Source organism: Mycobacterium colombiense (genome assembly GCF_001665835.1).
Classification (GTDB): domain Bacteria; phylum Actinomycetota; class Actinomycetes; order Mycobacteriales; family Mycobacteriaceae; genus Mycobacterium; species Mycobacterium colombiense_A.
Window position 1 is genome coordinate 14,492 of sequence record NZ_LZSX01000088.1, and the last position, 25,340, is coordinate 39,831.

A 25,340-nucleotide genomic window follows, 5' to 3' on the forward strand; every position below is an offset into this window, starting at 1 on the left:
GCACGACGGTGCCTCGGGGGCGCACGTCGTGAAAAGGGTCACGCGGCCGTTTGAACGCTACCCGTTCAGCCGGAATACCGACCTGCGATGCGTGTGTGGACTTTCAGACCGCTGGCGTCGTCGGGGGTCTGTGGCGGGTCCAGCTTCGGCACCTCGCTTTTCGAAGCCGCGGCCGAGGTGGAGGGCATAGCGGCTTCGTCGCCAGGGCTCTCGGATGCTTCCGGTGTTGCCCGTTCCAAGAACCGGAGCAATTCGACGGGGAATGGAAGCACCAAGGTGGAGTTCTTCTCCGCAGCGACCTCGACCACGGTTTCCAAGAGCCGCAACTGAAGCGCAGCCGGGTGCGCGGTCATCTTCTCGGCCGCTTGAGCCAGTTTTTCAGACGCCTGCAATTCGCCGTCGGCGGTGATCACCCGAGCCCGCCGCTCACGCTCCGCCTCGGCTTGGCGCGCGATCGACCGCTTCATCGAATCCGGCAGTACTACATCCTTAATTTCCACGCGGTCGATGTGAATACCCCAGCCCACCGCGGGGCTGTCGATCATCAACTCCAGGCCCTGATTGAGACCCTCGCGGTTGCAGAGCAGGTCGTCCAGGTCGCTTTTGCCGATGATCGAACGCAGCGATGTCTGCGCGACCTGGCCAATAGCGGACACATAGTCCTGTACGTCGACGACCACACGCACCGGATCCGCAACATTGAAATAGATGACAGCATCCACACGAACGGTCACGTTGTCACGGGTGATGCCATCCTGGGCGGGCACCGGCATCGTGATGATCTGCATGTTCACCTTCGCGAGGCGATCGGCGATTGGGATCAGCAGCGTGAGCCCCGGTCCACGGATACCGGTTTGCACACGTCCGAAACGAAAGACGACGCCTCGTTCGAATTGCTTGACGACCCGAACGTTGGTGCCCAGCCAGAGCACACCAAGGCCGAACGCTGCGGCTAGTGCGTAAAGGATGATCATTATTTCCTCCACTTCCGCCTCGGCAAGACCCGTCGGTACTTCTCGGCGAGTGCGGGCAACTCACGGCCGATGAACCGTCGACACCCTTCCAGTATGGGCCGATCACCCGCGACGTGCTCGGATCCCGATAGGGGCCATGGCTTTGCCCTCGTTGTGCGCGTGGGCATCGCATCACACACTCGCCGCGCATCCCTCACCCTTGGTGGTGACGATGCGCAGCCTCGCTCTCGGCGGATGGCCTCGCGGCGGACCGGCCAGAGATATTGGCCAAAAGTCCCTTGAGCTAGAGCCGTCGTGCCCTCGCGGGACCGCCGAGAACGCGTGATCGTGGATACCGGCAAGGCGCTAGGCGAGAGGGGACGGGTATGGACACCCGCTTTCCGGACGCCGGAACGATCCGGACGGCCCTGACTTTGGCATCGCGCGCCCCGTCGGTGCACAACACCCAGCCGTGGCGGTGGCGCGTCGATGCGACGAGCCTGCAGCTATACGCCGATCCCGGCCGGCAACTGCCCAACACCGACCCCGATGGCCGCGACCTGATCCTGAGTTGCGGCACGGCGCTGCATCACTGCGTTGCGGCGTTCGCGTCGGTGGGATGGTGTTCCCGGGTGAGCCGGCTGCCGAACGCCGACGACCCCACCCACCTCGCCACGATCGAGCTTTCCCCTCAGGTCGCCGATTACGTCGACGTCGCACTCGCGGCCGCCATCCCGCGGCGGCGCACCGATCGGCGCCACTACAGCTCCTGGCCGGTGCCCGTGGGTGACATCGCGCTGATGGCGGCCCGCGCCGCCCGCACCGGCGTCACTCTGTGCCAGGTGGAAGACGTCGACAGGCTGCACGGCATCGTCGCCGAATCCGTCCGCGATCACCTGACCCAGGACTATCTCGCCGAGCTCACGGCGTGGAGCGGGCGCTACTTCTCGGTCGCGGGCGTTCCGGCCCGCAATGCGCCGATATCCGATCCGGATGCCAAGATCCCGAGTCGCCTGTTCGCCGGTGCGGTCCTGCCGATGGCACCGGATTCGTCCTCGGCCGACGACAACGCCGTGGTACTCGCGCTCGGCACCCGCCACGACGACCGGCTGGCGCAGCTGCGTGCCGGGGAAGCCACCAGCGTCGCGCTGCTCACCGCGACGTCGACGGGACTGGCCAGTTGCCCGGTCACCGAACCCCTGGAGATGGCCGCGACCCGCGAAGCGGTCCGCTCCGACATCTTTGGCGACAACAACTACCCGCAGATGCTGCTTCGGGTGGGCTGGGCGCCGATCAACGCCGACCCGCTGCCGGCGACGCCGCGACGCGACCTCGGCGACTTCGTCGAATGGGCGAACTGATCGCGGGCGCTAAACGTCACCCGGCGGTGACCCTAACTGGAACCGCCGGCCGGTGACGCTATGCGGAACGATGCGCACATAGTGCGTCTTTTCCGGCCTGGTCCAGGGCAACACCTGCGCGCGCTCGGCCTCCTCGAGTTCCTCGGGCGTGCGCAGCGACCGCGCGGTGCCGCGGACGATCACGCTCCACGCCTCGACGACGTTGTGGTCGTCGACCTCGAAGAGCACCCGATTGTTGATCGCGGAGCTGACCAGCTTGGTTCCCGCCGCGGTGCGGAACAGCACGGTCCGGCGCTGGACGACGTAGTTGACCGGGAAGATGTCGGGCTGACCGTCGGCGTAGGTGACCAGCCGGCCCAGTGCCAGGCTGCCGAGGAGCTCCCAGCACTCGTGCACCGGCAGGATGGTGACTCCGTCATCGGTCATCAAGATTCCCTTCCCGCGAATGCGACCGGTGTCCGCAATGGGCCACTGCCGCAAGGCTATTGACGCGCCGCCCGCCGGAGCATCGGCCGAAGGTCCTCACCCGTGGGGACCAAAGTCGTTGAAGCCGTTGCTTCTCGACGGCTGCCGTCGAGAATATGGGATATTGGGTTGGTCTGCCGCGAATCTTTCCAGTTGCGAGACCGGCAGGAAAGGGCCCGCCATGGTCAAGGTGTTCCTGGTCGACGACCACGAAGTCGTCCGCCGCGGTCTTTCCGATCTGCTCGCGTCCGATCCCGATCTTCAGATCGTCGGCGAGGCGGGCACGGTGGCGGAGGCGAAAGCGCGGATACCGGCGTTGCAGCCCGACGTCGCCGTGCTCGACGTTCGCCTGCCCGATGGCAACGGCATCGAACTGTGCCGCGACCTGGTGTCGGATCATCCCGACCTGCGCTGCCTCATGCTGACGTCGTTCACCTCCGACGAGGCGATGCTCGAGGCGATCCTGGCCGGTGCCAGCGGGTTCGTCGTCAAGGACATCAAGGGCATGGAGCTGGCGCGCGCGATCAAAGAGGTGGGCGCGGGTAAATCGCTGCTGGACAACCGGGCGGCCGCCGCGCTGATGGCGAAGCTGCGCGGCACGACCACGCGCGAGGACCCGCTGTCCGGACTGACCGAGCAGGAACGCACACTGCTCGGACTGCTCAGCGAAGGATTGACCAACCGGCAGATCGCCGCGCGGATGTTCCTCGCGGAGAAGACGGTGAAGAACTACGTGTCGCGCTTGTTGGCCAAACTCGGCATGGAGCGCCGCACGCAGGCGGCGGTGTTCGCGTCGAAACTCAATCAGCGGTCCGGCCTACCGTCGACGCCGCCGGACTGGTCTGGGTGACCGGCGGCGAAAAGGGCTCGGCGTTCGCCGGACTCGGACAGCGTGGGCTGGTCGGCAAGATGCATGCCCAGCTCGACGAGCTGCTGGCCGCGCGCGATCAGATGGAGCAATTGCTGCGGGTGATCGTGGAGATCGGCGCGGGCCTCGACCTCGACGCCACGCTGCACCGGATCATCAGTGCTGCAAGGGAATTGACGTCCGCCCCGTACGGCGCGCTGGCCATCCGCGATCGCGATGGCAACCTGATGTCGTTCGTCCACGAGGGCATGGACGCCGAGACGGTTCGGCGCATCGGGCATCTGCCGGTCGGCAAGGGGCTGTTGAGTTTGTCGCTGCTGGATACGCCCGCGCTGCGGATGGACGATCTGACCACGCACCACGCAGCGGTCGGTTTTCCCGAACACCATCCGCCGATGCGCGCTTTCCTCGCGGTCCCGATCACCATCCGCGGCAACGTGTTTGGCAATCTGTACCTCACCCACGTCGATCCGACGGGGGTGTTCTCCGAGTCCGACGAGGTTGCCGCGCGCGCATTGGCGTTCGCGGCCGCCGTCGCCATCGACAACGCGCAGGTCTTCGAACGCGAACGGACATCGGTGAAGTGGATCGAAGCGAGCCGGGAAATCACCACCGCGCTGCTGTCGCGCGCCGAACCGCACCGGCGTCCCCTGCAACTGATCGCCGAACGCGCGCGCGTATTGACCGGCGCCGAACAGGCCATCGTGCTGGTGCCGGCCGACTCCGACGCAGCCGACGACGAGGTCGACACGCTCGTGGTCTCCGCCGCCGTGGGCGTATACGCCTCCGATGTGCTCGGTCAGCGAGTTCCGGTGGACGGCTCCACCACCGGCGCGGTGTTCACGTCCGGCCAACCGCTGATCACCGAGGAGTTGCGGTACCCGATCCAGGCCTTCACCGATGTCGGGCAGCGTCCGGCGATCCTGATGCCGCTGCGCGCCCGCGACGAGGTCGTCGGCGTGATCGCCATCGCCCGCGGCGTTGACCAGCCGCCGTTCGACGAGAGCTACCTGGACCTGGTCAACGATTTCGCCACGCACGCCGCGATAGCGCTGGCGTTGACCTCGGCGCGGGAGGACGCGCGGCAACTGACCATTCTGGCGGAGCGTGAACGCATCGCGCATGACCTGCACGACCACGTCATCCAGCGGCTGTTCGCGGCGGGCATGAACCTGCAGGGCACGCTGGCCAGGGCGCGCTCGCCGGAGGTGGCCGACCGGCTCAATCGCACGCTCGACGACCTGCAGACCATCATCGAGGAAATCCGCACGACGATCTTCGCGCTGAGATCCCCGCTGGCCGCCAGCGGTGGTTTCCGGCAGCGCATCCAGCGGGTGGTCGCCGACCTGACCGAAAACCGTGATCTCGTCACGACCGTGCGCCTGGACGGGCCGATGACCGCCGTCGGCGCAGAGCTCGCCGACCACGCCGAAGCGGTCACCACCGAGGCCGTGAGCAATGCCCTTCGTCATTCGGGAGCATCGCGGCTGACCGTCGAGATCAGCGTGGCGGACATGTTCATCCTCAACGTGATTGACGACGGATGCGGCATCCCGGCCGGCAACACGCGGCACAGTGGCCTGGCCAACATGAAGCGGCGCGCCGAACAACTCGGCGGCACCTGTGAGATCACCAGCCCGCCCGAGGGCGGCACCCGGGTGCACTGGGTCGCCCCGCTGATCGACCACTGAGGGCGAAAGGCCCTGGCCTGCAGACGGTTTACTCGTGATCGGTGAGGCGCACGCGCTCGTGAGCGGTCAGCATCAGGTGGTCGAATTCGGACTGGGTGTTCAGCGGCAGGCCGGCGCGGCGGAAGTCTTCGGCGATCTGCTCGGCCAGCGGCCGCAGCTTGACATTCGCTTCCTGGGACAGCCACCTGAGCAACTCGAAGGCCGCGCGCTCACCGATGCCGTAGATCAGCATCAGCATGCCCTTGACTTGTTCGATGCCGGCCCGGTTCTCGCTGATCTCAGCGAGTTTCGCGCTCAGCTCGTCCTCGCGCATGCGTTCGCGGGGACCGGAGACGTCGATGTAGTACCCGTGCGTTCCGATCACGTCGCCGTCGTCGTCGAAGATCCGGTCGCCCACGACGACGACGTGGTGCACATCCCCCCGGGTATCGACGATCCGATGGCGCGTGCTGAAAGCTTGGCGCGTGTCCACAATCTGCTCGATGGTGGCCGCGACGTTTCCGCGGTCCTCGGGATGTTTGTGTGACAGCACCAGTTCGGTGGTCGGGGTGACGCTGCCGGGCTCATACCCGTGCATGCGTTGCACCTGATCCGACCATTCCCAGCGCTGGTCGGTGAAGTAGAACCGAAACCAGCCCGCCGGTTGCGCGGCACCGCCGGCCAACGCCTGTTCGACGTTGGCCGTTTGGCCGTCGAGTTCCCATTTCATGGTGTATCCGGTCTCCGTGGCACCCGGGGCGAGACGTTCGCACCGGTGGCCTGGGGCCGGCGGCGGGCGGCGGTTGGGGGAGTCGGCACGCGGCGCGTGCCTGGTTGGACCGCCGCCCGGCCCGCCGGTCGGTCAGGCGTTGATGACCTCGCGCTGGGCGCCGCTGTCCCGGACGGCCCGGGGTGTGTCACCGCGGCCGACCGCGATCTTGCGCGGCTTGGCCTTCTCTGCCACCGGAACGTGCAGGCGCAGAACGCCTTCGGCATATGAGGCCTCGATCTTGTCGGTATCGAGGTTCTCGCCGAGCACCAGCTGGCGGCTGAACACGCCGCGCGGCCGCTCGGTGGCCAGCATCTCGCGGTTGGGATCGACGGCCGGTCGTTCGGCGCGCACGGTCACCACGTTGCGCTCGATGTCGATGTCCAGCGAGTCGGCGTCGATGCCGGGCAGGTCGAACTCGACGACGAACTTCTCGCCTTCCCGCCAGGCGTCCATCGGCATTACTGCCGGGCGGGCGGCGGTACCGAGGACCTGGTGGGCGAAGCGGTCGAGCTCACGGAACGGATCTGAACGCATCAGCATGGTGGTCACCTCTCACTCCAATCTAGGCGGTGGTCCGGCAATTTCCTATGTCTAATGACATAGATTTGGTATAGCATCGTCGACAGAATGACGCAAGTGTGCTAAACAGATTTTTCGAGCAGGTAGCTAAAGGAGATGCGTGATGGCCGACCACCGCGGCGACGCGGGTGCCCCGCCGTCCGACCATGGTGTGTACGGCATCTCGGTGGCCGCCGAATTGTCCGGGATTGCGGTGCAGTCGCTGCGGCTCTACGAGCGCTACGGCCTGATCACGCCGGCCCGCAGTCGGGGCGGAACTCGCCGGTATAGCGCCGACGACCTGATGCGGCTCAGGCGCATCAGTGAGCTGGTGGATTCCGGGGTCAACCTGGCCGGTGTCGCGCGCATCCTCGATCTGGAGGACCACAACGCCACGCTGTCGGCGGCGAACACCGACCTGCGGTCCACCAATCGCACCCTGCGAGAAGCCGCGAAAACGGCCAAGCCCGTCGACCCGGGCGCGCTGTAGAACCCATCGCCGATTGCACCGCCCGACGCCGGGTACCCGTCCCGCTATGCCTTTGAGGAGAAGCGATGGGTGAGTTGACGGAAGCCGGTACTCAGGTCGCTGGCAGCGCACGCCAGGAAGCGGACGCCTACCGCGGTGACAACGCCCGCCCGCTGGGCGGCTACCTGGCGGTCATGGCGGTCTATGGCGTGATCGTGGTCGTCGCGGCGCTGGCCGCGCTGGTCAGCGGGCGCAGACTGCCGGCCCGGTGGCGGGTCCAAGACCTGCTACTGCTCACGCTGGGCACCCACAAACTGTCGCGCACCCTGACCAAGGACGCGGTGACCAGCCCGCTGCGGGCACCCTTCACGCACTACAAGGGCACGGGCGGACCCGCGGAAGTCCAGGAAGAGGTCCGCGAGCAGAGCCAGCTCCGGCACAGCCTGGGTGAGCTGCTGACCTGCCCGTTCTGCCTGGACATGTGGGTCGCCACCGGATTTGCCATCGGCCTGGTGTTCGCGCCCCGGTTCACCCGGCTGATCGCGGGCGTGTTCAGCGCGCTGGCCGGCGCGGACTTCCTGCAGCTCGCCTACGCCATGGCGCAGCAGTCGGCCGAAGGCTGAGACCACCGAATTGGCCTGCGTCAGCTCGTCTTCGGCATCGGAATGCCTTCGCTGGCGGTGAATTGCGCGTCGTCCTCGGAGGACAAGCCGATTGAGACGACCGAGCGGGTGAACAGCGCGTCGGTCAGGTAGGCCAGCGACACCGCCCACCGGTTGACGCCCCGTGGAATCGCGTACAAGTGGTATGACCGGGTGACCGCTTTGGCGGGCAAGCCGGACAAATGGATGTTGAGTGGGTTTGCCACCGCGTAGCGCGGTCCGAGGTCGACCACCAGGCCCAGGTTGCGGTGCTTGTATTCCTTGCTGCTGCCGTAACCGAGGCTGGCCGCGACGTTCCGGGCCAGCGCCTTGCCCTGCCGGGTCGCGTGTTGGGCGGTCGGCGGTGTGACCTTTCCCGGCTGGGTCAGATCGGGAACGGCGGCCGCGTCACCGGCGGCGAACACCCCGGGGTGGTCGGGCACCTGCAGGTCAGCCTGCACTGTGAGCCGGCCCTTTTCGGTCGGTAGTCCCAGGTTCTGGATCAACGGGGCGCCCGTCACGCCCGTCACCCACGCGATGGTGCGCGTCTCGATGCGCGAATCATCGCTGAGCACAACGTGATCGGCGTGCGCCTCCTTGAGGGTGATGCCGAGCCGGACGTCGATGCCGCGCTTGCGTAACACCTTGAGCGCGGCGTCGCCCAGCTTCTTCCCCACCTCGGGCATCACCTGGTCGGCCAGGTCCAGCAGCAGGAACCGCACCTCCGCGGGATTGAAGCCCATCTGTTTGGCGGCCGCGTCGGCCAGCGCCCGCAGCTGGGCCACGAGCTCGGTGCCCGAATACGACGCTCCGATCACCACGACGGTGCGCCGGGCCGCGGCCACCCGGGGATCGTCCTCGATGTTGGCCAGCTCTAGCTGTTCGACGAAATGGTCTCGCAGGTACAGGGCCTCGGCAGTGGTCTTCAATCCGCGCGCGTGTCTGGCCAGCCCCGGGACATCGAACAACCGGGTCACCGAGCCCGGCGTCAGCACCAGCCGATCCCAGGACATGGAATGACTGCGCTCTTCGGGATCGCAATAGGTCAGCGTGCGTTGGTCGAAGTCCACGCCGTCCACCCGGCCGCGCACCGCGCGGACGCCCTTGAGCGAATTAGCAAGGGGGACAGCGACAAAGCGGGCATCGACGACGCCGCCTGCGACGTCCGGCAACAGCGGCGTGTACAGCATGTAGTCGACCGGCGAGATCATCGTGATGTCCACGGGTGCACGCCGTCGGCGCAGAATTCGGGCCAGCCGACGGGCGCAGGTGAATCCGGTGAAGCCGCTTCCCACGATCACAATGGAGGTCACTGCCCCGAGTGTAGGCGGCCTTCGAGGGTGGCCCGTGACCCGGATCCCGGATCGGCGGCGTCATTGTCACGAAAGGCATTGGTCAGTAACCTGTTTCAGGAAGCTGGGACGCTACAACCACTCGGACCCTCCCTTTTCGGCGCCAGGGTCCAGCCGCATGCCTGGACGCGTTCGTTATCCGGCCTTGCGCTTCGCTGAATGGCTCATAGACTTCTTGTTGAGCGTTGGCAATCGCCAAATTGTCAATGTCACCGTGACGTGGCCGCAACGGCCTCCGGAGGTGGTGTTTATGCGAGACGGCACAGCCACCCACATCGCCACTCAGCTTGTGGAGCTGGTGACGAATCTGGAGCGCGACGAGAGCGACACCGCGGCCGGCCTGCACGAGCTCATCGAAAACGGGGTGCACCACGTCATCGGCGCCCAGTACGCGGGGATCACACTGGCCGAGAAGAGCAAGTCGGTCAGCAGCGTGGTCGCCACCCATCGCTACCCGATGGTTCTGGACGCGATTCAGAACAGGTTTGCCGAAGGGCCGTGCCTCGCCGCGGCCTGGGAGCACCACGTCATGCACATCGCCGACCTGAACGCCGAACAGCGCTGGCTGCGCTACCGGCGGTATGCGCTCGAGCAGACCCCGATTCGCTCCATCCTGTCGTTCGAGTTGTTCGTCGACGGCGGCAGCATGGCCGCGCTCAACTTTTACGCCGACACCGCGCACGCATTCAGCGCGGAATCCGTGGAGCTGGGCACGGTGTACGCCACCCATATCGCGCTGGCCTGGTCGATGATGCGTCGCCAGGACCAATTCCGCAGTGCCCTGGCCTCGCGCGACGTCATCGGCCAGGCCAAGGGCGTGGTCATGGAGCGCTTCAATCTCGATGCCGTCGAGGCGTTCGAGCTGCTCAGGCGCCTCTCGCAAAAGTCCAACACCAGGCTGGTGGACGTCGCGGCCGCCCTCATCGACAGTGAACATCCGCTCAAACCTCGCCGGCGCTGAATAGGGCCGTCGGCAGGCGGTTTTCGCGGTAGTCAGTTCATCGGAACCGGCGCGGGCCACCCTTCGGCGATGAGGCGCTCGCCCACTCGGCGCGCTCGGCGAGATCCAGCCGGTCGACTCGCGTCCCGCCGGTGCTGCCCATGATGACGACCCCCGATTGGCTCGTCCCGGGGTGATACCCGGGCTGGGTGGCCCGAACCCGGGCCGCAGCGACGCCGTTTCGACGGATGCGTGACGGGTATCGCCCTTCACATGAAGGCTGTCACGTGGCACGGCAAGCGCGATGTACGGGTGGAATCGGTGCCCGATCCCAAGATCGAGCAGCCAACCGATGCCATCATCGAGGTCACCTCGACCAACATCTGCGGATCCGACCTGCACCTGTACGAAATTCTCGGAGCATTCATGAAGACCGGGGACATCCTCGGCCACGAACCCATGGGCATCGTGCGGGAGGTCGGCAGCGAGACGGGTGACCTGAGGGTGGGGGACCGGGTTGTCATCCCGTTCCAAATCTCCTGCGGCAGTTGCCACATGTGCAGCGAGAAGCTCTACACCCAATGCGAGACCACCCAGGTGCGCGAGCAGGGCATGGGAGCGTCGTTGTTCGGTTATTCGGAGCTCTACGGCTCAGTCCCCGGCGGACAAGCCGAGCTGCTTCGCGTCCCGCAGGCGCAGTTCACTCACATCAAAGTCCCTGTGGGGCCTCCGGATTCGCGGTTCGTCTATCTGTCGGATGTGCTGCCCACGGCGTGGCAGGCGGTCGATTACGCGAATATCTTGGAAGGTGGCTCGGTCACCGTGCTCGGGTTGGGTCCCATCGGGGACATGGCAGCGCGGATCGCCGATCACCTGGGCTACCGCGTCATCGCCGTCGACCTGGTGCCCGAGCGGCTGGGCCGCGCGGCGAAACGCGGTATCCACACCATCGATTTGGGCCGGCTGGACTCCTCCCTCGGTGATGCGATCCGCGACCTGACCGACGGCCGGGGAACCGACTCGGTCATCGAGGCGGTAGGCATGGAGGCGCACGGGTCGCCGGCGGCCAAACTGGCGCAACAGGCTGCCGGGCTGCTGCCCGACGCGCTCGGCAAACGGGTCATGCAAACCGCCGGCGTGGACCGACTGTCCGCCCTGTACTCCGCCATCGACATCGTGCGGCGCGGCGGAACGATCTCACTGATCGGCGTGTACGGCGGCATGGCCGACCCGCTGCCGATGCTCACCCTGTTCGACAAGCAGGTGACCCTGCGGATGGGACAGGCCAACGTGAAGCGCTGGGTGGGCGACATCATGCCGCTGCTGACCGATGAGGACCCGCTCGGCGTCGACAGCTTCGCCACCCACGTGCTGCCACTGGATGAGGCCCCGCACGCCTACGACATTTTCCAGAAGAAGCAGGACGGTGCGGTCAAGGTCATACTCAAGCCGTGATCGGCTATGCCCCAAAGCTTTCCGGTTAGCCCCGGCAACACGGGGCGCGGCGCACAGTTTGACGGCTGTGTAGGCAGGGTATTGAAAGCGCCATGACCACCGCAGACGCTCTGGCTCCCACGCCCACCGGAGAGGTGTGGCCGGGCAGGGCCTACCCGCTGGGTTCGACCTACGACGGCGCGGGCACCAATTTCGCCGTGTTCAGCGAGGTGGCCGAGCGGGTGGAATTGTGCCTGTTCGACGCCGAGGGTGCCGAGAGCCGCGTGACGCTGCCGGAGATCGACGGCTTCATCTGGCACGCGTACATCCCCAACATCGAACCGGGCCAGCGCTACGGCTACCGCGTGCACGGTCCCTACGACCCGGGCGCGGGGCAGCGCTGCAACCCCAACAAGCTGCTGGTCGACCCGTATTCGAAAGCCATCGACGGCTCGTTCGAGTGGAACCAGTCGTTGTTCAGCTACAACTTCGGGGACCCCGACAGCCGCAACGACGAGGACTCGGCCGCCAGCATGCCCAAATCGGTGGTGATCAGTCCCTACTTCGACTGGGGCAACGACCGGCCGCCGGACCGTCATTACGCCGACACCGTGGTCTACGAGGCACACGTCAAGGGCCTGACCCAGACCCATCCGGATATCCCCGAGCAGCTGCGTGGCACCTACGCCGCGGTGGCGCACCCGGTGATCATCGAGCACCTCAAGAGCCTCGGCGTCACGGCCATCGAACTGATGCCGGTGCATCACTTCGCCAACGATTCCACCCTTGTCGACAAGGGGCTGTCGAACTACTGGGGCTACAACACGATTGGCTTCTTCGCGCCCGACTTCAAGTACTCCAGCGCCACCACCCCGGGCGGGCAGGTGCAGGAGTTCAAGGCCATGGTGCGCTCGCTGCACGAAGCGGACATCGAGGTCATCCTCGACGTGGTCTACAACCACACGGCGGAGGGCAACCACCTGGGCCCGACCCTGTCGATGCGCGGCATCGACAACGCCGCCTACTACCGGCTGGTCGAAGACGACAAGCAGTACTACATGGACTACACCGGCACCGGCAACAGCCTGAACGTCGGACACCCGCACGCGCTGCAGCTGATCATGGACTCGCTGCGCTACTGGGTGACCGAGATGCACGTCGACGGCTTCCGTTTCGACCTGGCCTCGACGCTGGCCCGTGAGTTCTACGACGTCGACCGGTTGGCGACGTTTTTTGAACTCGTGCAACAGGATCCGACGGTCAGCCAGGTCAAGCTCATCGCCGAACCGTGGGACGTCGGGCCGGGCGGGTATCAGGTGGGCAACTTCCCGCCGCAGTGGACCGAGTGGAATGGGAAATACCGCGATACCGTCCGCGACTTCTGGCGTGGCGAGCCCGCCACCCTCGACGAGTTCGCCTATCGGCTCTCCGGATCGGCCGATCTCTACGAGCACACCGCGCGGCGGCCGGTGGCGTCGATCAACTTTGTCATCGCCCACGACGGGTTCACCTTGCGCGATTTGGTGTCCTACAACGAAAAGCACAACGAGGCCAACGGCGAGGACAACAACGACGGCGAAAGCCACAACCGGTCCTGGAACTGCGGCGTGGAGGGGCCCACCGACGACGAGGAAGTCAACGCGCTGCGCGCCCGACAGCAGCGCAACTTCCTGACCACGCTGCTGTTGTCCCAGGGCGTGCCGATGCTCTGTCACGGCGACGAACTCGGGCGCACCCAGAACGGCAACAACAACGGCTACTGCCAGGACAACGAGCTCACCTGGATCGACTGGTCCACCGCCGACGCCGGATTGCTGGAATTCACCCGGACGGTCTCGGCGCTGCGCGCCGAGCATCCGGTGTTCCGCAGGCGGCGGTTCTTCTCCGGAAAGCCGGTGGGCCGCCGCGGGCAGGACGGCCTGCCGGACATTTCCTGGTTCACCCCGGAGGGCACCGAGATGACCGACGAGGACTGGGGCGCCAGCTTTGCCAAGTCCGTCGCCGTGTTCCTCAATGGCCACGGCATCCCCGGCCGCGACGCACGCGGCCAGCGGGTGCTGGACGACTCATTCCTGTTGTGCTTCAACGCCCACTACGAGCCGATCGAATTCACCCTGCCGCCAAAGGAATTCGGTGCCGCCTGGCAGGTTATGGTGTACACCGGGCCCGAAGAGACGACACCCGCCGACGAGGTGCCCGGCGGGGGCGGGCTCAACGTGGAAGCGCACACCGCCGTGGTGCTGCGGGCCCTCCCCTCGGACTAGCCTTTCGCGACACCCCATAGCCGCGTCCCGTGGCCGCATCGCCCCGTTTCTGCGGATCGAGCGGATTCCTCGCGCCGAATAGGCGACATCGGTTAACTTTTTGCGCACAGTATTGTTGCCGCGTTGATGCCGCCGGCGCCGCGGCCGCGCCCCGACCGCCGGGAAGGAAAGGGACAACCGATGGACAGGCCCGGCCCCGGCGCGAGCCTGGAATCGGCGATGGAGCGCTCGGGGCGGACCGCCGCGGTGGTGGTGCTCGTCGTCGCCGCCGTGACCTGGGTGGGCTGGGCGACCGGGGTCGACGGGCTGACGCGGATCTTCCCGAGTTGGCCACCGATGACGCCATGGACGGCCCTGTGGCTGGCCGCGTTGGGCGCCGGGATTTTGGCGCAGTCGGGCCACCCGACGCCCACCCGCGTTTGGGTCGGGCGTGCCCTGGCGGTCCTGGTGGGCGTGATGGCCGTCATCATCCTGCTCGAATACACGCCCGTCGGGTCGCTCGGCGTCGACCAGGTGTTGTTCGGGGAAGCGGTGCGCGGAAAACAGACATCATGGCCGGGTCGCCCCAGCCCGCAGACGGCGGCGCCGGTCCTGTTGCTGGCCGCCGTGGTAGCGCTCGTCCGGGTGGACCGCGGGACCCGGGTGGTCTGGCCCGCGTGCCTGGCGGGCAGTGGGGCCATGCCGTTCGTCACGCTCGGGGCTTACCTGTTCGACGCGTTGGCGCTCGTGGGCGTCTCGCCCTCCACCGGCCAGGCACTCTCGACGGCGTCGGCTCTGCTGTTGCTGATTGCGGCGGCGTCGCTGGCGCGCCCCGATCGGTTTCCGCTCGCGTGGCTGTTAGCCCGACCCGACCGGCGGTCACTGGTGCGATTGGTCGGTATCCTCGCCGGCTTTCCGCTGCTCGTAGCCCTGGCGAGATCAATTTTCCTGCAGCTCGGCCTCGGTGAGCATGCCGAGTGGACGTTCTCGATACTGTTTGGGACCGCGGTCGTGGGCGTGGTCACGTTCTATTTCAGCCAGCGAGAGCAGCAGCTGCTGATCGCGAAGGAACTGGCCAGCGCCCAGCGCGCCGAGGCCGAGATGCGGTATCGCATTCTCGCCGATAACGCCGTCGACATCATCGTTCACCTCCGCGAGGGCGAGGTTGTGTGGGTTTCGCCATCTGCGGAAGCTGCGTTGGGCGGGTCGCTTGAGCAATGGACCCGCTCGGGTCTCGCCCGTCGCATCCATCCCGAGGATCGCGACAAACTCGTCGCCGCCGTCCGCAGGATCGTTGGCGGCGAACAGGTTCTCCAACGGTTCAGGGTGTGTTCGGTCGACGGCGATTACCACTGGGTCGACGGTCACGGCAAGCCCTACACCGACGCCGCGGGCAACACCGATGGGCTGATCGCGGCGCTACGCGTGGTCGACGATCAGGTCGAAGCGGAACAGCGGCTGGAACGGTTGGCGCGATTCGACACCCTGACCGGGCTGGTGAACCGGGCCGAGGCGCTCAGCCGGCTCGAGTGCGCGCTGGGCGAACCGCAACCCGCCGGGACACACGTCGGTGTCCTGTTCTGCGACGTCGACCACTTCAAGGCGATCAACGACACGTGGGGGCACGGCATGGGGGACTTCGTGCTCGCGACGCTTGCCGCACGTATCCGGGCGAGCGTTCGCCGCGGGGACACGGTGGGGCGGACGGGCGGCGACGAAATGCTGGTGCTGTTACCCGGGGTCCGCAGCAGCGCCGAGCTCGCCCAGATCGCCGAAAAGATCCGCTCTCGCGTCGCCGAGCCGATTCACTTGTCCGGCAACATGATTCGCGCGACCTTGAGCATCGGCGCCACGCTTGCGCGCTCCGCCGAGTCCGTCGACACCGTCACGGCGCGAGCGGACGAGGCCATGTACCGAGCCAAGTCGGGCGAGCGGAATACCGTCGTTCCGAATTAAGCGGCCGACTGATCTCACCACGCGACGCGTCCATCCGGTAGGTTTCTCGCGACAGCGTCTTGCGTTACAAGAGAGGGCGAAAATGTCAAGGACAGTGGTGGTCGGTGCCTCGAGCGGGTTGGGGCGTTGCATAGGTGTCGGTCTTGCGAAGCGCGGTGATCAGGTCGCGTTGTTGGCCCGGCGCCGGGAGCGCATCGAGGCCGCGGCCAAGGATGCCGGCGCGAACGCCATCGCGATCGAATGCGACGTCACCGACCAGGCTTCCTGCCGCTCGGCAATCGACCGTGCCGCCGAGGGGCTGGGCGGCATCGACAACATCGTCTACACGCCCGCCGTCGGGCCGCTGGTCCGCATGGTGGACACCGACGCCGACACGTGGCGGCGCATCTTCGACACCAACGTCATCGGCGCGTCGCTGGTGACGGCGGCGGCGGTGCCGCACCTGACCGCGTCGGCCGGCAAGGCGGTGTACCTGTCCTCCGACGCCGGCACCTTCGGGCCGCCGTGGCCGGGGCTGGGCGCGTACGGCGTCAGCAAGGCCGCCCTGGAACGACTCGTGGAAGCGTGGCGGGCCGAACACTCCGACATCGGCTTCACCAACCTGATCGTCGGGGAGTGCGCGGGAGGTGAAGGCGACGGCCAGACAGGCATGAACGAGGGCTGGGACATGGACCTCGCGATGAAGGCGGTCCCGCTGTGGTCGTCGCGCGGCTGCATGCCCGGCAAGCTGATGCCCGTCGAAGACCTCATCGACGTCGTGCACACCATCCTGCGCACCAACGCCTCGACGTCGATGCCGCTGGTGGTGGCGCGCGGTGCGCCGGCCAGCCCCGCCGCGTTCGCCGAGGCCAACCAGTCTTAAGGGCGGCCGAGCTTCTCCTTGACCAGATCGGTGAGGAAGCGCGCCGCCGAAGTGGGCCGGAAGGCCAGGGCCGCCTCGGTGAGCGCGTCACGCGATGCGGTGGGCAGTTCGATGTCGGCGGCGGCGACGTTGAACTCGAGCTGCTCGACGCTGGACGCGCCGGGAATGGCGACCACGCTCGGGTAGCTGATCAGCCAGGCCAGCGCCACCTGTGCCGGCTTGGCGTCGACGTCCTTCGCGACGTCGCGCAACAGTTGCAGCAGCGGCTCGACGCGGCGCAGGTTCTCCGTGCCGAACAGCGAGTTCACCGCGCGGACGCCGCCCGGACGGTTGTCAACGCCGTACTTGCCGCCCAGCAGCCCCTGTTCCAGCGGGCTGTAGGCGATCACGATGCGGTTCTCCCGCTCGGCGAACGGCACCAGGTTCTTCAGCGCCTTCGGGTAGGCGAGCGAGAAGTGCACCTGGTTGCTGATCACCGGCCGGCCGAGTGCGGCGTCGGCCTTCTGCCACCGCTGAAGCGAATAGTTCGAGACGCCGGCCGCGCCGATCTTGCCGCTGTCGAGCAGGTCGCGCATGCCCGGCATGATCACCGAATCGGGAAACACCGGGTTGGGCTGGTGAATCTGGTACAGCGGGATGCGGTCCAGGCCCAGCCGCTGCGCGCTGGCGCGGGCGCGCTGCTTGACCACTGCGGGGAAGGGGGCGACCGGCATGATCTTGCTGGCCACCGCGACGTCGGCGCGCTCATCGCCGAGAGCCTCGCCCAGGATCCGCTCGCTCTTGCCCAGGCCGTAGACCTCGGCGGTGTCGAACAGCGTCACCCCCAGGGCGCGGGCGCGGCGCACGATGTCGCCCGCGGCGCCGGCGGCGTAGCTGTCCCCGTAACCCCACTCGCGTGAACCGAACTGCCAGGTGCCCAGGCCGATTCGGCTGACCCGGCCGACCCCGTCGACGTCGACGAATTTCATGGGCTCAGCCTAGTGGTGATCGCAAGGGCGGCGGAGCCGGTCGCAGCGGGTCGTCACGCAGGAGGCACGTGGCGATCGCAAGGGCGGCGGAGCCGCTCAGCCGGGGATCTTGCCCAGGATGTAGTTGGCGATGCTGACCGCCGCCGCGCGGGGCGGCGCGCTGTCCGTGGTGCCGCTGGCGGACACGTTCAGGTCGATGACGACGTTCGCCTTGGCCGCGATCGCCCGTGCCGAGCGCACCTGGATGCCCTTGGGCGTCAGGTCCAGTGTGGTGATGCCGTTGCCGGCGTCGGCTGGCGCGCTCACCGACATCGGGATCGGCTGTCCGCCGGGAGCGCTCACGGTGACGGTTGAGCCGCCGCACTTGTGCCATCCCGACAGCAGGGTGCCGAGCTGCGCCTGGGCCGCGCCCGGATCGCGGAACGCCGCCACGCCCTGGATGACCTGCATGGACTTCATCATGCTGCGCGTGTCGGTGAATTCACCGGCGTGATATCCGGCCAGCGCCCCGGGGGTGTACGCGTCCGGGCTGCCGGCGGCGATGCTTTCCCAGCACTCCGGGCGGTCGATGCTGCCGTCATCCGGGGAGCGGCCGGGGCTGTTCCAGGTCGGGCCGACGTCGAGGTTCGCGTCGGCGGTGATGTTGCGCAGCGCGTCGAGCCCGGGCAGCAGGGTGGCGATGGTCTCCGGCGGGACGGTGGGCGGCGGCGGCCCGGCGGTGGAACTGGAGCCGGGGGAGGCCCGGTGCGCCGAGGTCGAACCGGCCAGCGTGGCCCAGCCGGCCAGCGCGACGACCGCCAACATGATGAAGATGTACGACAGCGTCACGCCCACCAGGGCACGGTCCCGGCCGAGTTCGCCAGTGCGGCGGATCTGCGCCAGCCCGAGATGTCCCAGAATCGCTCCCACGGGCGCGAACAGGAACGCGAAAACCAGCGACAGCGTCGCCATGGTGTTGACCGGCGGGCGGTAGGGCGCGGGTGCCGGCGGCGGCGTGAACGGCGGCGGCTGCGCGGCGGGCTGTTGCGTGGCGGGCGGTTCCGCCTCGGGCAGCGGGACGCGGCCGAGCGGGTCGTAGCTCAGCGGGTTTTGCCAATACGGATCCTGCGGGTTGGCCACCCCAGTGCCTCCTTACCGGCCGAACCTGCCCGAAATGTAGCCGACGAGGGCCCTCCCCTAAACCGGGACCGTCACAGCCGCGGCTTGGCGATGCTGACCACGTATGGCGCGTGCGCGAAGGTCAGGTAGACCCGGTGCGGCCCGACGGCCATGCCCGACAGTTCGCCGGCCTGGGCGGCAGGCGGCAGCCCCGACCGATACTCGATGCTGCGGAGCACCGGGATTCGCCCGTCCGGAAAGCCGGTGAAGCTAGCCGTTTCGAGCGTCACCAGCTCGTGGTCGGTGGCGGCATAGATCCTGGTGTCGTCGGTGCCGAGTTCGCGGATCGGCGATGCTAACCGCGTGCTGGCCAGCTCCTCCAATCCTTCTCCGCCGCGACGGGAGTCGATCGCATGTAGCGTGTTGTCGTCGCGGCCGGCGACATAGCTGCGCGTCACCGCGGTGCCGTCACCGGCCGAGACCGCAACGTCGAAGTCCAGTGCGCCGCGTTGCACCGCGGGCGACGACGTCCCCTGGAAGTGGCGGATGCCCGACGATCCGAACAGGTGGTAGTCGAGCTCGCGGCCGCGGTTCGCGCCGTCGATGGTGTCGGCGCTCATGCCGGTGACCGCGGTGGGTAGCTTGCGGTAGCCATACTGATCCACCGGCGTCACCGCCGTCCCATCCGACGACAGCGCCAGGAGCATCCGCAATCCCGCGTCCTCGGATAGGTAGGCCGGGGCGGGTCCGGCGTCGAAATCGTTGACCTGGCGCAGACTTTCCAGGTTGACCACGGCCACCCTGCCGCGGTCGGGCTGCGGCACGAAGACGTCACCCTCGTCTTTCCGGCTGATCTGCAGATTGCGCCCGGATGCCACGGGGGCGGAGAACCTCGTCTTGGCATCGCCGCCGCGGTCGCCGGCGGTGACCTCGGCCAGCCGGTGATCGTCGGTGAGCGCGACCAGGGCGTGCATGCGGTAGGACCACACCGGCTCGTGCAACGCGGCACCGGCCCGCCAGAGTTCGACGTCGGGTGCGGATTCCAACGACGCTCCGGGGTGCGAACATCCCGTGGTCAGCGCGGCGGCCGCGACCGCTCCGGCGACTCCGTAGCGCAGCAGCGCCCGCGTGCGCTGGCCCGCGCGGAGACCCGTTCCGGCGCCCATCGACCGCGTGCTCCTTTCGCTGTTTGTCCAGGACATACCCCCTACCGGCACGGCCACACCCCGTTTGACGGTCGGAATCGTCGGGTAGCCGTTTCAGCGAGCACGCACAGCCCTGCGCGCCGAACCAAAGTAGATGGGAGGGACACTGTGGCACCGACCGCCATCAAGTCGCCCACCGACGTGGTCGACTTCCTCGTCAATCAGCACGAGCAGATCAAGGCGATGTTCGCCGAAACCCTGGCGGCGTCCGGAAAGGCGCGCGAGAAGGCCTTCGTCGAGCTTCGGCGGATGCTCGCCGTGCACGAGACCGCGGAGGAAGAGATCGTTCACCCCCGCGCCAAGCGCAAGATCTCCAACGGCGCCGCCGTGGTGGACAAGCGGCTGGACGAAGAGCACGAAGCCAAGAACGTTCTGCAGAAGCTGGAAAAGCTCGACGTCGACAGCGAGGAGTTCACACGCGAATTGACGGAGTTGCGCGACGCCGTCATCAAACACGCCGAGCACGAGGAGCACGACGAATTCGTCAAGCTGGGTGAGGAATTGAGCGGCGAAGAGCTCGAACGCATGGGCCGCGCCGCCAAGCTCGCCGAAGCGATTGCCCCCACCCGCCCGCACGCCGGGGTGGAATCCCAGGTGGCCAACCTGGCCGCCGGGCCGTTCGCCGCGATGCTCGACCGGGCCCGCGACGCCATCATCGGCAAGGGCTGACAAACCCGAAGGCGTGGTCCCCCCGCTCGGTGGGGGAGCGGGGGTACCCACGCCGCTTCGTCTCATCATGGCCGCAACATCGAACGCACCCGGGGCCGCCCGCTACCTCCCAGAGGAGCGCGGCCTCGACGCGCTGCGCGATGCGGCCGAAACCTGCCACGGCTGTTCGCTTTTCGAGGACGCCACCCAAACGGTGTTCGGCGACGGGCATCCCGGGGCCCCGATCATGCTGGTGGGCGAGCAGCCCGGCGACCAGGAGGACCGCGCCGGCGAGCCGTTCGTCGGCCCGGCCGGACGACTGCTCGCCCGCGCCCTCGAGGACGCCGGCATCGACCCGGCGATGGTCTATGAGACAAACGCCGTCAAGCACTTCAAGTTCACCCGCAAGGGCGGCAAGCGACGCATCCATCAAAAGCCCGGCCGCACCGAAGTGGTCGCCTGCCGACCCTGGCTGATCGCCGAGATCGAGGCGGTGCGGCCGCAGGTCATCGTGTGCCTCGGCGCTACCGCCGCACAGTCGTTGCTGGGAGCCACATTTCGGGTGTCCACCCAGCGTGGCCAACGACTGCGGCTGCCCTCAACCGTCGACGTACACCTGAAACCCGAGCCGACCATCGTGGCGACGGTTCACCCCTCGTCGGTGTTGCGCGACCGCAGCGACCGGCATGACGAGGTCTACAAGGCGTTCGTCGACGACCTGCGCAGCGCGGGTGCAGGGCTGGGCAGGCACGGGTGAGTTGACCCGCTTTGGGTCAACTCTTCTTGTGCGGCAAGAACTCCTGGGCCTTGGTCTTCAGGCCGACCTTGACGAAGCCCGCGCGATCCTCGTCACCGGAGAGCACCGCCGTGGTCGCCGACTTGAACTGCTCCCAGGTCGCGTGCGGTGGGATGGGCGGCATGTCCGGGTCGGTGTAGACGTCGAGCACCGTGGGACGATCCGCCGCCAGCGCCTGGCGCCAGGCGTCCGACAATTCCTCCGGATCCTTGATGGCCACGGCGCTCAGGCCCAGGCTGGCCGCGAACGCGGCGAAGTCGATATCCGGAAGGGTCTGGGACTCCGCGAATTTCGGCGCACCGGCCATGGCGCGCATTTCCCAGGTCACCTGGTTGAGGTCGTTGTTGTGCAGGATCGCGATGATCAGGCGGGGGTCTTCCCATTCGTTCCAGTACCGCTTGATCGTGATCAGTTCGGCCATGCCGTTCATCTGCATGGCGCCGTCACCGCTGAACACGATGACGGGCCGGTCCGGATGGCCGAACTTGGCGCCGATGCCGTACGGAACTCCGGGACCCATCGTGGCCAGCGTGCCCGACAGCGAGCCCCGCATGTTGCCGCGGAAGCGCAGGTTGCGCGCATACCAGTTGGCCGACGAGCCGGAATCGGCTGAGACGATGGCATTGTCGGGCAGCTGCGGCGACAGCTCGGAGAACAGCCGCAGCGGATTGACCGGGTGGGCACTGACCATCGCTTCCTTCTCCATGGTCTCCCACCAGCGAGCCACGGTCTTCTCGATGCCCTCGCGCCACGAGCGGTCCTCCTTGCGGCGCAGGTGCGGGATCAGCGCCCGCAGCGCGGTCTTCGCGTCGGCGACCAGGTTGACCTCGTACGGGTAGCGCATGCCGATCATCCGGCCGTCGACGTCGATTTGCACTGCGCGGGCCTGACCGAATTCCGGCAGGAACTGCGTGTACGGGAAGCTGGAGCCAACGGTCAGCAGCGTGTCGCAGTCGCGCATCATCTCGTAGCTCGGCCGCGTGCCCAGCAGCCCGATCGAGCCGGTGACCCAAGGCAATTCGTCCGACAGCACGTCCTTGCCCAACAGCGCCTTCGCCGCGCCCGCGCCGAGCAGGTCAGCGATTTCCGTCAGCTCTTGGTGGGCGCCGCGGGCGCCGGTGCCCACCAGGATGGCAACCTTCTTGCCGGCGTTGAGCACGTCGGCCGCCCGGGCGATGGCGGTGTCGTCGGGGGCGATGTCCGGGTACTCGATGCCGAGGCTGGAGGGCACCATCTTGAACGCGTGTTCGGGCGGCGAGTACGGCAGTTCCTGGACGTCGCTGGGGATGATGAGTGCGGTCGGGGCCCGCTGCGTCATCGCTATCCGGATCGCACGGTCCAGCACGTTGGGCAATTGTTCGGGGACGGTGACCATTTGGACGTAGTCGCTGGCGACGTCCTTGAACAGGTTCAGCAGGTCGACCTCCTGCTGATAGTTCCCGCCCATGGCGCTGCGGTTGGTCTGGCCCACGATGGCCACCACCGGAACGTGGTCGAGTTTGGCGTCGTAGAGGCCGTTGAGTAAGTGGATCGCGCCGGGGCCGGACGTGGCGGCGCAGACGCCGACCCGGCCGGTGAATTTCGCGTAGCCGACCGCTTCGAAGGCGCTCATCTCCTCGTGACGCGACTGGATGAACTTGGGCTTGTTGTCCGCGCGACCCCACGCCGCGAGCAGCCCGTTGATGCCGTCGCCGGGGTACCCGAATACATGTTCAACGCCCCACGCCCGCAAGCGCTCTAGCAGATAGTCGGAAACCTCTTTTTTCGACATATTTTCCCTCCTCGGCAGACGGCTCTCAGTGCTGGCGGGTGGGCATGTGTGGCTATTGTTTGAACCACCCGCAAGGCGGCGCCGTCGAAGCGCGGACTAACCGGTACCGGCCGCCGCTGACAGACGTGACCCATGCAGGCTGCCGCCGCGAGGGCGGCTTGGGCACTTCCCACACGAGGCCGATTACCCGCATTCGCCGTTGTTATGCGCTGAAACGCGGCGGGTCGGGGACTCTCAGCCAGTTTTCAGCTGGCGACTGTTCAGGCCGACTTGGGCAGCGCAGATCCGCCGGTGCTGTCGCCCTTGGCCACTCGCCGGATCAGCATCCGGGTCGCCCCGTCCAGGATCTCTTGGGCCACATCGGGTTTACGGGCGCGTTCGGCGCGGCGCGCCGCAGCGGCGATGGTCAGTCCCTGCTCGTAGCCGGTGACGACGCGCGGGTCGACATAGGAACCGCGCGCGACGGCCGGGGTGTTGCCCAGCTCCTGGGCCACCTCTTTCATCACCGCGGATTCGACGCGCTTGGCGACGCGGCGCGAGACCGGCGGGTCGGCGTCGGCGAACGCCGCGGCCGCCAGCACCGTCCCGTGCCACGTTCGCAGGTCCTTGACGGTGTATTCGTCGCCGACCAGCTCCTTGAATCGGTCGTTGAGATCTGCGGCGCGCACATCGAGCCACCCGGATGCGGTGCGGCACACCAGCAGTCGCTCGGTGCGGTTGGGCCGGCGCATCAGCGCACGTACCGCCCGGACCACTTCGGGGTCCTCGATCTCCATGGTGCGCCGGACCCCGCTCTTGGCCGGAAAATCGAACTCGACTGCATCACGCCGGACCACCACGTGCTCACATAACAGGGTGGACAGGCCGTAGGACTCGTTTTCCTCGGCGTATTGTTCACCGCCGGCGCGAAAGTAGCCGCGATCGAGCAGCCGCAGTGCGAGCGCCAATACCCGCTTGCGGGTCAAGCCCTTCCGCGTCAGGTCCTTGGCGATCTCGGCGCGCCATGCCGGCAGCCGCGTGGACAGTTCCAGCACGCGGTCGAATTTCTCCTCGGCCCGCTCCTGCTGCCAGGCGGAGTGGTACAGATACTGCCGGCGGCCGGCGGCGTCGATGCCCACGGCCTGAATGTGGCCGTTGCTATACGGCGAAATCCACACCTTCTTCCAGGCCGGCGGAATAACCAGATCCTTGATGCGCTGCAGGGTTTCCGGATCGGAGAGCGGCTTGCCGTCCGGCCGGTAATAAGAGAAGCCTTTACCGCGTCGCTTGCGCGCGATACCCGGCTTGCTCAGCACGCTACGGCGCAGCCGCATCTCGCCCTCCAGTTCTGGTAGCTGACAGCACAATTACCCGCCGGAGAAGTTGTTCACACGGAAACGACCCGCCACAGCGTCGTGGCGGGTCGTCTCGGACCGGAATCAGCCGGCCATGAACTCCTGGTAAGCCGACTCCAGGTAGGGCGGCAGCGCGGAAACATTGCACTGCCGTTCGGTGTCGCCGATCGGTGCCAGGATGCCGCGCAGGTCGTTGTACTCCTGCGGGTGGCCGGTGAAGTAGCCGCGCAGGCTCGATTCGGCCTGCGGCCGCGGCTGCCCGTAGGCGGCCGTCACCACCTGGTTGGCGCCCGGGTGCGCCGCCAGATATTGCTGGGCGGAGCCCTCCACGGAGGAGACGGTGTTGTTCACACCGCCGGGGCTGCAGTCAGGTGCTGCGGCCGCCGATGGCGCTCCGACCATGCCCATGGCCATTCCCCCGAGCAAGCAGCCGGCGCTGATCCCGGCAACTTTTCGGCGCGCGACAATACTGCTGATTTTCATGATGTTTGTTGTCCTTCGAAACGAAAATGATTTCTCTCGCCAGAGGCTCCCGATCCTCGAAATCCAAAGTAGCGGAAGCCAACAGTGGCGGTGTTCGCTGACGACGGACGCCGGGGGCTGCCAGGGTCGCTCCGGTGGTCTTTCGCTAAGTGAACGAGCAAACGAGCCCTGAATCTTTAAGAATTGGGGTCCTCTCTTAGGGAATCGTAATAATGATCGTGACGCAATCGTTATCCGAATTGGGGCGGTTAAGCGCTCGATCGCGGGCTCAGATCGCCCGGACGAGTACGCCTCGGTTGATCGTCGGGCCGGTGGGTAGCCCGGCATTGCGTGGCGATTGGGTCGCGGCGATCCCGCGACGCGAATGCGAAAAGGTGGGCATTGCGGTGCGTGCGAGGCCGACGGTGGCGCTGGCAGCCTGGGCATTCGCGGTATGGATTGTGCTGAGCTGGACCGCGACGATCGAGAACGTACTCGTCGGCGCTGTGGTCGC

23 protein-coding genes are annotated in these 25,340 nt (G+C 67.1%); 12 read left to right on the plus strand and 11 right to left on the minus strand.

The window, feature by feature from the left end; genetic code table 11:
• Positions 1-65 precede the first annotated feature (65 nt).
• The gene (locus tag A5760_RS20955) at positions 66-974 is read right to left on the minus strand and encodes an SPFH domain-containing protein (protein ID WP_064884329.1); all 909 of its coding nucleotides are present in this window, start codon (positions 972-974) and stop codon (positions 66-68) included.
• Positions 975-1,339: 365 nt separating this feature from the next.
• Here A5760_RS20955 and A5760_RS20960 point away from each other — a divergent pair, with 365 nt between their 5' ends.
• On the plus strand, positions 1,340-2,314 hold the full coding sequence (locus A5760_RS20960; protein WP_064884331.1) for an Acg family FMN-binding oxidoreductase: 975 nt from the start codon (positions 1,340-1,342) through the stop codon (positions 2,312-2,314).
• A gap of 9 nt (positions 2,315-2,323) precedes the next feature.
• Here A5760_RS20960 and A5760_RS20965 read toward each other — a convergent pair whose 3' ends face one another.
• The gene (locus tag A5760_RS20965; RefSeq protein ID WP_064884647.1) at positions 2,324-2,740 is read right to left on the minus strand and encodes a pyridoxamine 5'-phosphate oxidase family protein; all 417 of its coding nucleotides are present in this window, start codon (positions 2,738-2,740) and stop codon (positions 2,324-2,326) included.
• Positions 2,741-2,960: 220 nt separating this feature from the next.
• Between A5760_RS20965 and A5760_RS20970 the strand changes: the two genes are divergently transcribed.
• On the plus strand, positions 2,961-3,629 hold the full coding sequence (locus tag A5760_RS20970; RefSeq protein WP_064884333.1) for a response regulator: 669 nt from the start codon (positions 2,961-2,963) through the stop codon (positions 3,627-3,629).
• A gap of 59 nt (positions 3,630-3,688) precedes the next feature.
• Positions 3,689-5,338 (plus strand): GAF domain-containing sensor histidine kinase, encoded by a 1,650-nt coding sequence (locus tag A5760_RS20975; protein WP_064884649.1) that lies wholly within the window; start codon positions 3,689-3,691, stop codon positions 5,336-5,338.
• Between the two features lie 28 nt (positions 5,339-5,366).
• Here A5760_RS20975 and A5760_RS20980 read toward each other — a convergent pair whose 3' ends face one another.
• Both A5760_RS20980 and A5760_RS20985 read right to left on the minus strand, forming a co-directional pair.
• Positions 5,367-6,047 (minus strand): PAS and ANTAR domain-containing protein, encoded by a 681-nt coding sequence (locus tag A5760_RS20980; RefSeq protein WP_064884335.1) that lies wholly within the window; start codon positions 6,045-6,047, stop codon positions 5,367-5,369.
• A 132-nt stretch (positions 6,048-6,179) separates the two neighbouring features.
• Positions 6,180-6,629, minus strand: coding sequence for an Hsp20/alpha crystallin family protein (locus A5760_RS20985; protein ID WP_064884653.1), 450 nt, complete (start codon positions 6,627-6,629; stop codon positions 6,180-6,182).
• Positions 6,630-6,771: 142 nt separating this feature from the next.
• Here A5760_RS20985 and A5760_RS20990 point away from each other — a divergent pair, with 142 nt between their 5' ends.
• Both A5760_RS20990 and A5760_RS20995 read left to right on the plus strand, forming a co-directional pair.
• Positions 6,772-7,137, plus strand: coding sequence for a MerR family transcriptional regulator (locus A5760_RS20990; RefSeq protein ID WP_064884337.1), 366 nt, complete (start codon positions 6,772-6,774; stop codon positions 7,135-7,137).
• A gap of 65 nt (positions 7,138-7,202) precedes the next feature.
• Complete coding sequence (locus A5760_RS20995; RefSeq protein ID WP_064884339.1) at positions 7,203-7,739, plus strand: DUF1360 domain-containing protein; 537 nt, start codon at positions 7,203-7,205, stop codon at positions 7,737-7,739.
• Between the two features lie 20 nt (positions 7,740-7,759).
• On the opposite strand, the gene A5760_RS21000 is transcribed toward A5760_RS20995, so the two are convergent.
• Entirely contained in the window at positions 7,760-9,070 is a 1,311-nt protein-coding gene (locus A5760_RS21000; RefSeq protein WP_064884341.1) for an NAD(P)/FAD-dependent oxidoreductase, read from the minus strand.
• Between the two features lie 289 nt (positions 9,071-9,359).
• Here A5760_RS21000 and A5760_RS21005 point away from each other — a divergent pair, with 289 nt between their 5' ends.
• The 5 genes from A5760_RS21005 (at position 9,360) to A5760_RS21025 (ending at position 16,544) form a co-directional block, all read left to right on the plus strand.
• Complete coding sequence (locus A5760_RS21005) at positions 9,360-10,070, plus strand: GAF and ANTAR domain-containing protein (RefSeq protein WP_064884655.1); 711 nt, start codon at positions 9,360-9,362, stop codon at positions 10,068-10,070.
• A gap of 252 nt (positions 10,071-10,322) precedes the next feature.
• Positions 10,323-11,504, plus strand: a complete 1,182-nt coding sequence (locus A5760_RS21010) for a zinc-dependent alcohol dehydrogenase (RefSeq protein WP_064884343.1) — start codon at positions 10,323-10,325, stop codon at positions 11,502-11,504.
• A 92-nt stretch (positions 11,505-11,596) separates the two neighbouring features.
• Entirely contained in the window at positions 11,597-13,747 is a 2,151-nt protein-coding gene (glgX, locus tag A5760_RS21015; RefSeq protein ID WP_064884345.1) for a glycogen debranching protein GlgX, read from the plus strand.
• 180 nt (positions 13,748-13,927) lie between these two features.
• On the plus strand, positions 13,928-15,682 hold the full coding sequence (locus tag A5760_RS21020) for a GGDEF domain-containing protein (RefSeq protein ID WP_064884657.1): 1,755 nt from the start codon (positions 13,928-13,930) through the stop codon (positions 15,680-15,682).
• 94 nt (positions 15,683-15,776) lie between these two features.
• Positions 15,777-16,544 (plus strand): SDR family oxidoreductase, encoded by a 768-nt coding sequence (locus A5760_RS21025; protein WP_081396020.1) that lies wholly within the window; start codon positions 15,777-15,779, stop codon positions 16,542-16,544.
• Here A5760_RS21025 and A5760_RS21030 read toward each other — a convergent pair.
• The 3 genes from A5760_RS21030 to A5760_RS21040 form a co-directional block, all read right to left on the minus strand.
• A complete protein-coding gene (locus A5760_RS21030) occupies positions 16,541-17,512 on the minus strand; it encodes an aldo/keto reductase (RefSeq protein ID WP_064884349.1) in 972 nt (323 codons plus the stop codon). The genes A5760_RS21025 and A5760_RS21030 overlap by 4 nt on opposite strands.
• Before the next feature lie 96 nt (positions 17,513-17,608).
• Positions 17,609-18,631 carry a sensor domain-containing protein gene (locus A5760_RS21035; protein ID WP_064884351.1) on the minus strand — a complete coding sequence of 341 codons (1,023 nt, stop codon included), beginning with the start codon at positions 18,629-18,631 and terminating at the stop codon, positions 17,609-17,611.
• A 71-nt stretch (positions 18,632-18,702) separates the two neighbouring features.
• Positions 18,703-19,776 carry a hypothetical protein gene (locus A5760_RS21040; protein ID WP_064884354.1) on the minus strand — a complete coding sequence of 358 codons (1,074 nt, stop codon included), beginning with the start codon at positions 19,774-19,776 and terminating at the stop codon, positions 18,703-18,705.
• Between the two features lie 147 nt (positions 19,777-19,923).
• Between A5760_RS21040 and A5760_RS21045 the strand changes: the two genes are divergently transcribed.
• Together A5760_RS21045 and A5760_RS21050 are read left to right on the plus strand one after the other, a co-directional pair.
• The gene (locus tag A5760_RS21045; RefSeq protein ID WP_064884355.1) at positions 19,924-20,484 is read left to right on the plus strand and encodes a hemerythrin domain-containing protein; all 561 of its coding nucleotides are present in this window, start codon (positions 19,924-19,926) and stop codon (positions 20,482-20,484) included.
• 67 nt (positions 20,485-20,551) lie between these two features.
• Positions 20,552-21,220 carry a UdgX family uracil-DNA binding protein gene (locus tag A5760_RS21050; protein WP_064884357.1) on the plus strand — a complete coding sequence of 223 codons (669 nt, stop codon included), beginning with the start codon at positions 20,552-20,554 and terminating at the stop codon, positions 21,218-21,220.
• Between the two features lie 16 nt (positions 21,221-21,236).
• Here A5760_RS21050 and A5760_RS21055 read toward each other — a convergent pair whose 3' ends face one another.
• The 3 genes from A5760_RS21055 to A5760_RS21065 all read right to left on the minus strand — a co-directional run bounded on the left by A5760_RS21055 (position 21,237) and on the right by A5760_RS21065 (position 24,847).
• Positions 21,237-23,030: a thiamine pyrophosphate-requiring protein gene (locus A5760_RS21055; protein WP_064884359.1), complete on the minus strand. Its 1,794-nt coding sequence runs from the start codon at positions 23,028-23,030 to the stop codon at positions 21,237-21,239.
• Between the two features lie 260 nt (positions 23,031-23,290).
• Positions 23,291-24,343: a DNA topoisomerase IB gene (locus A5760_RS21060; protein WP_064884361.1), complete on the minus strand. Its 1,053-nt coding sequence runs from the start codon at positions 24,341-24,343 to the stop codon at positions 23,291-23,293.
• Between the two features lie 105 nt (positions 24,344-24,448).
• Complete coding sequence (locus A5760_RS21065; protein ID WP_064884363.1) at positions 24,449-24,847, minus strand: heme-binding protein; 399 nt, start codon at positions 24,845-24,847, stop codon at positions 24,449-24,451.
• Positions 24,848-25,340 lie beyond the last annotated feature (493 nt).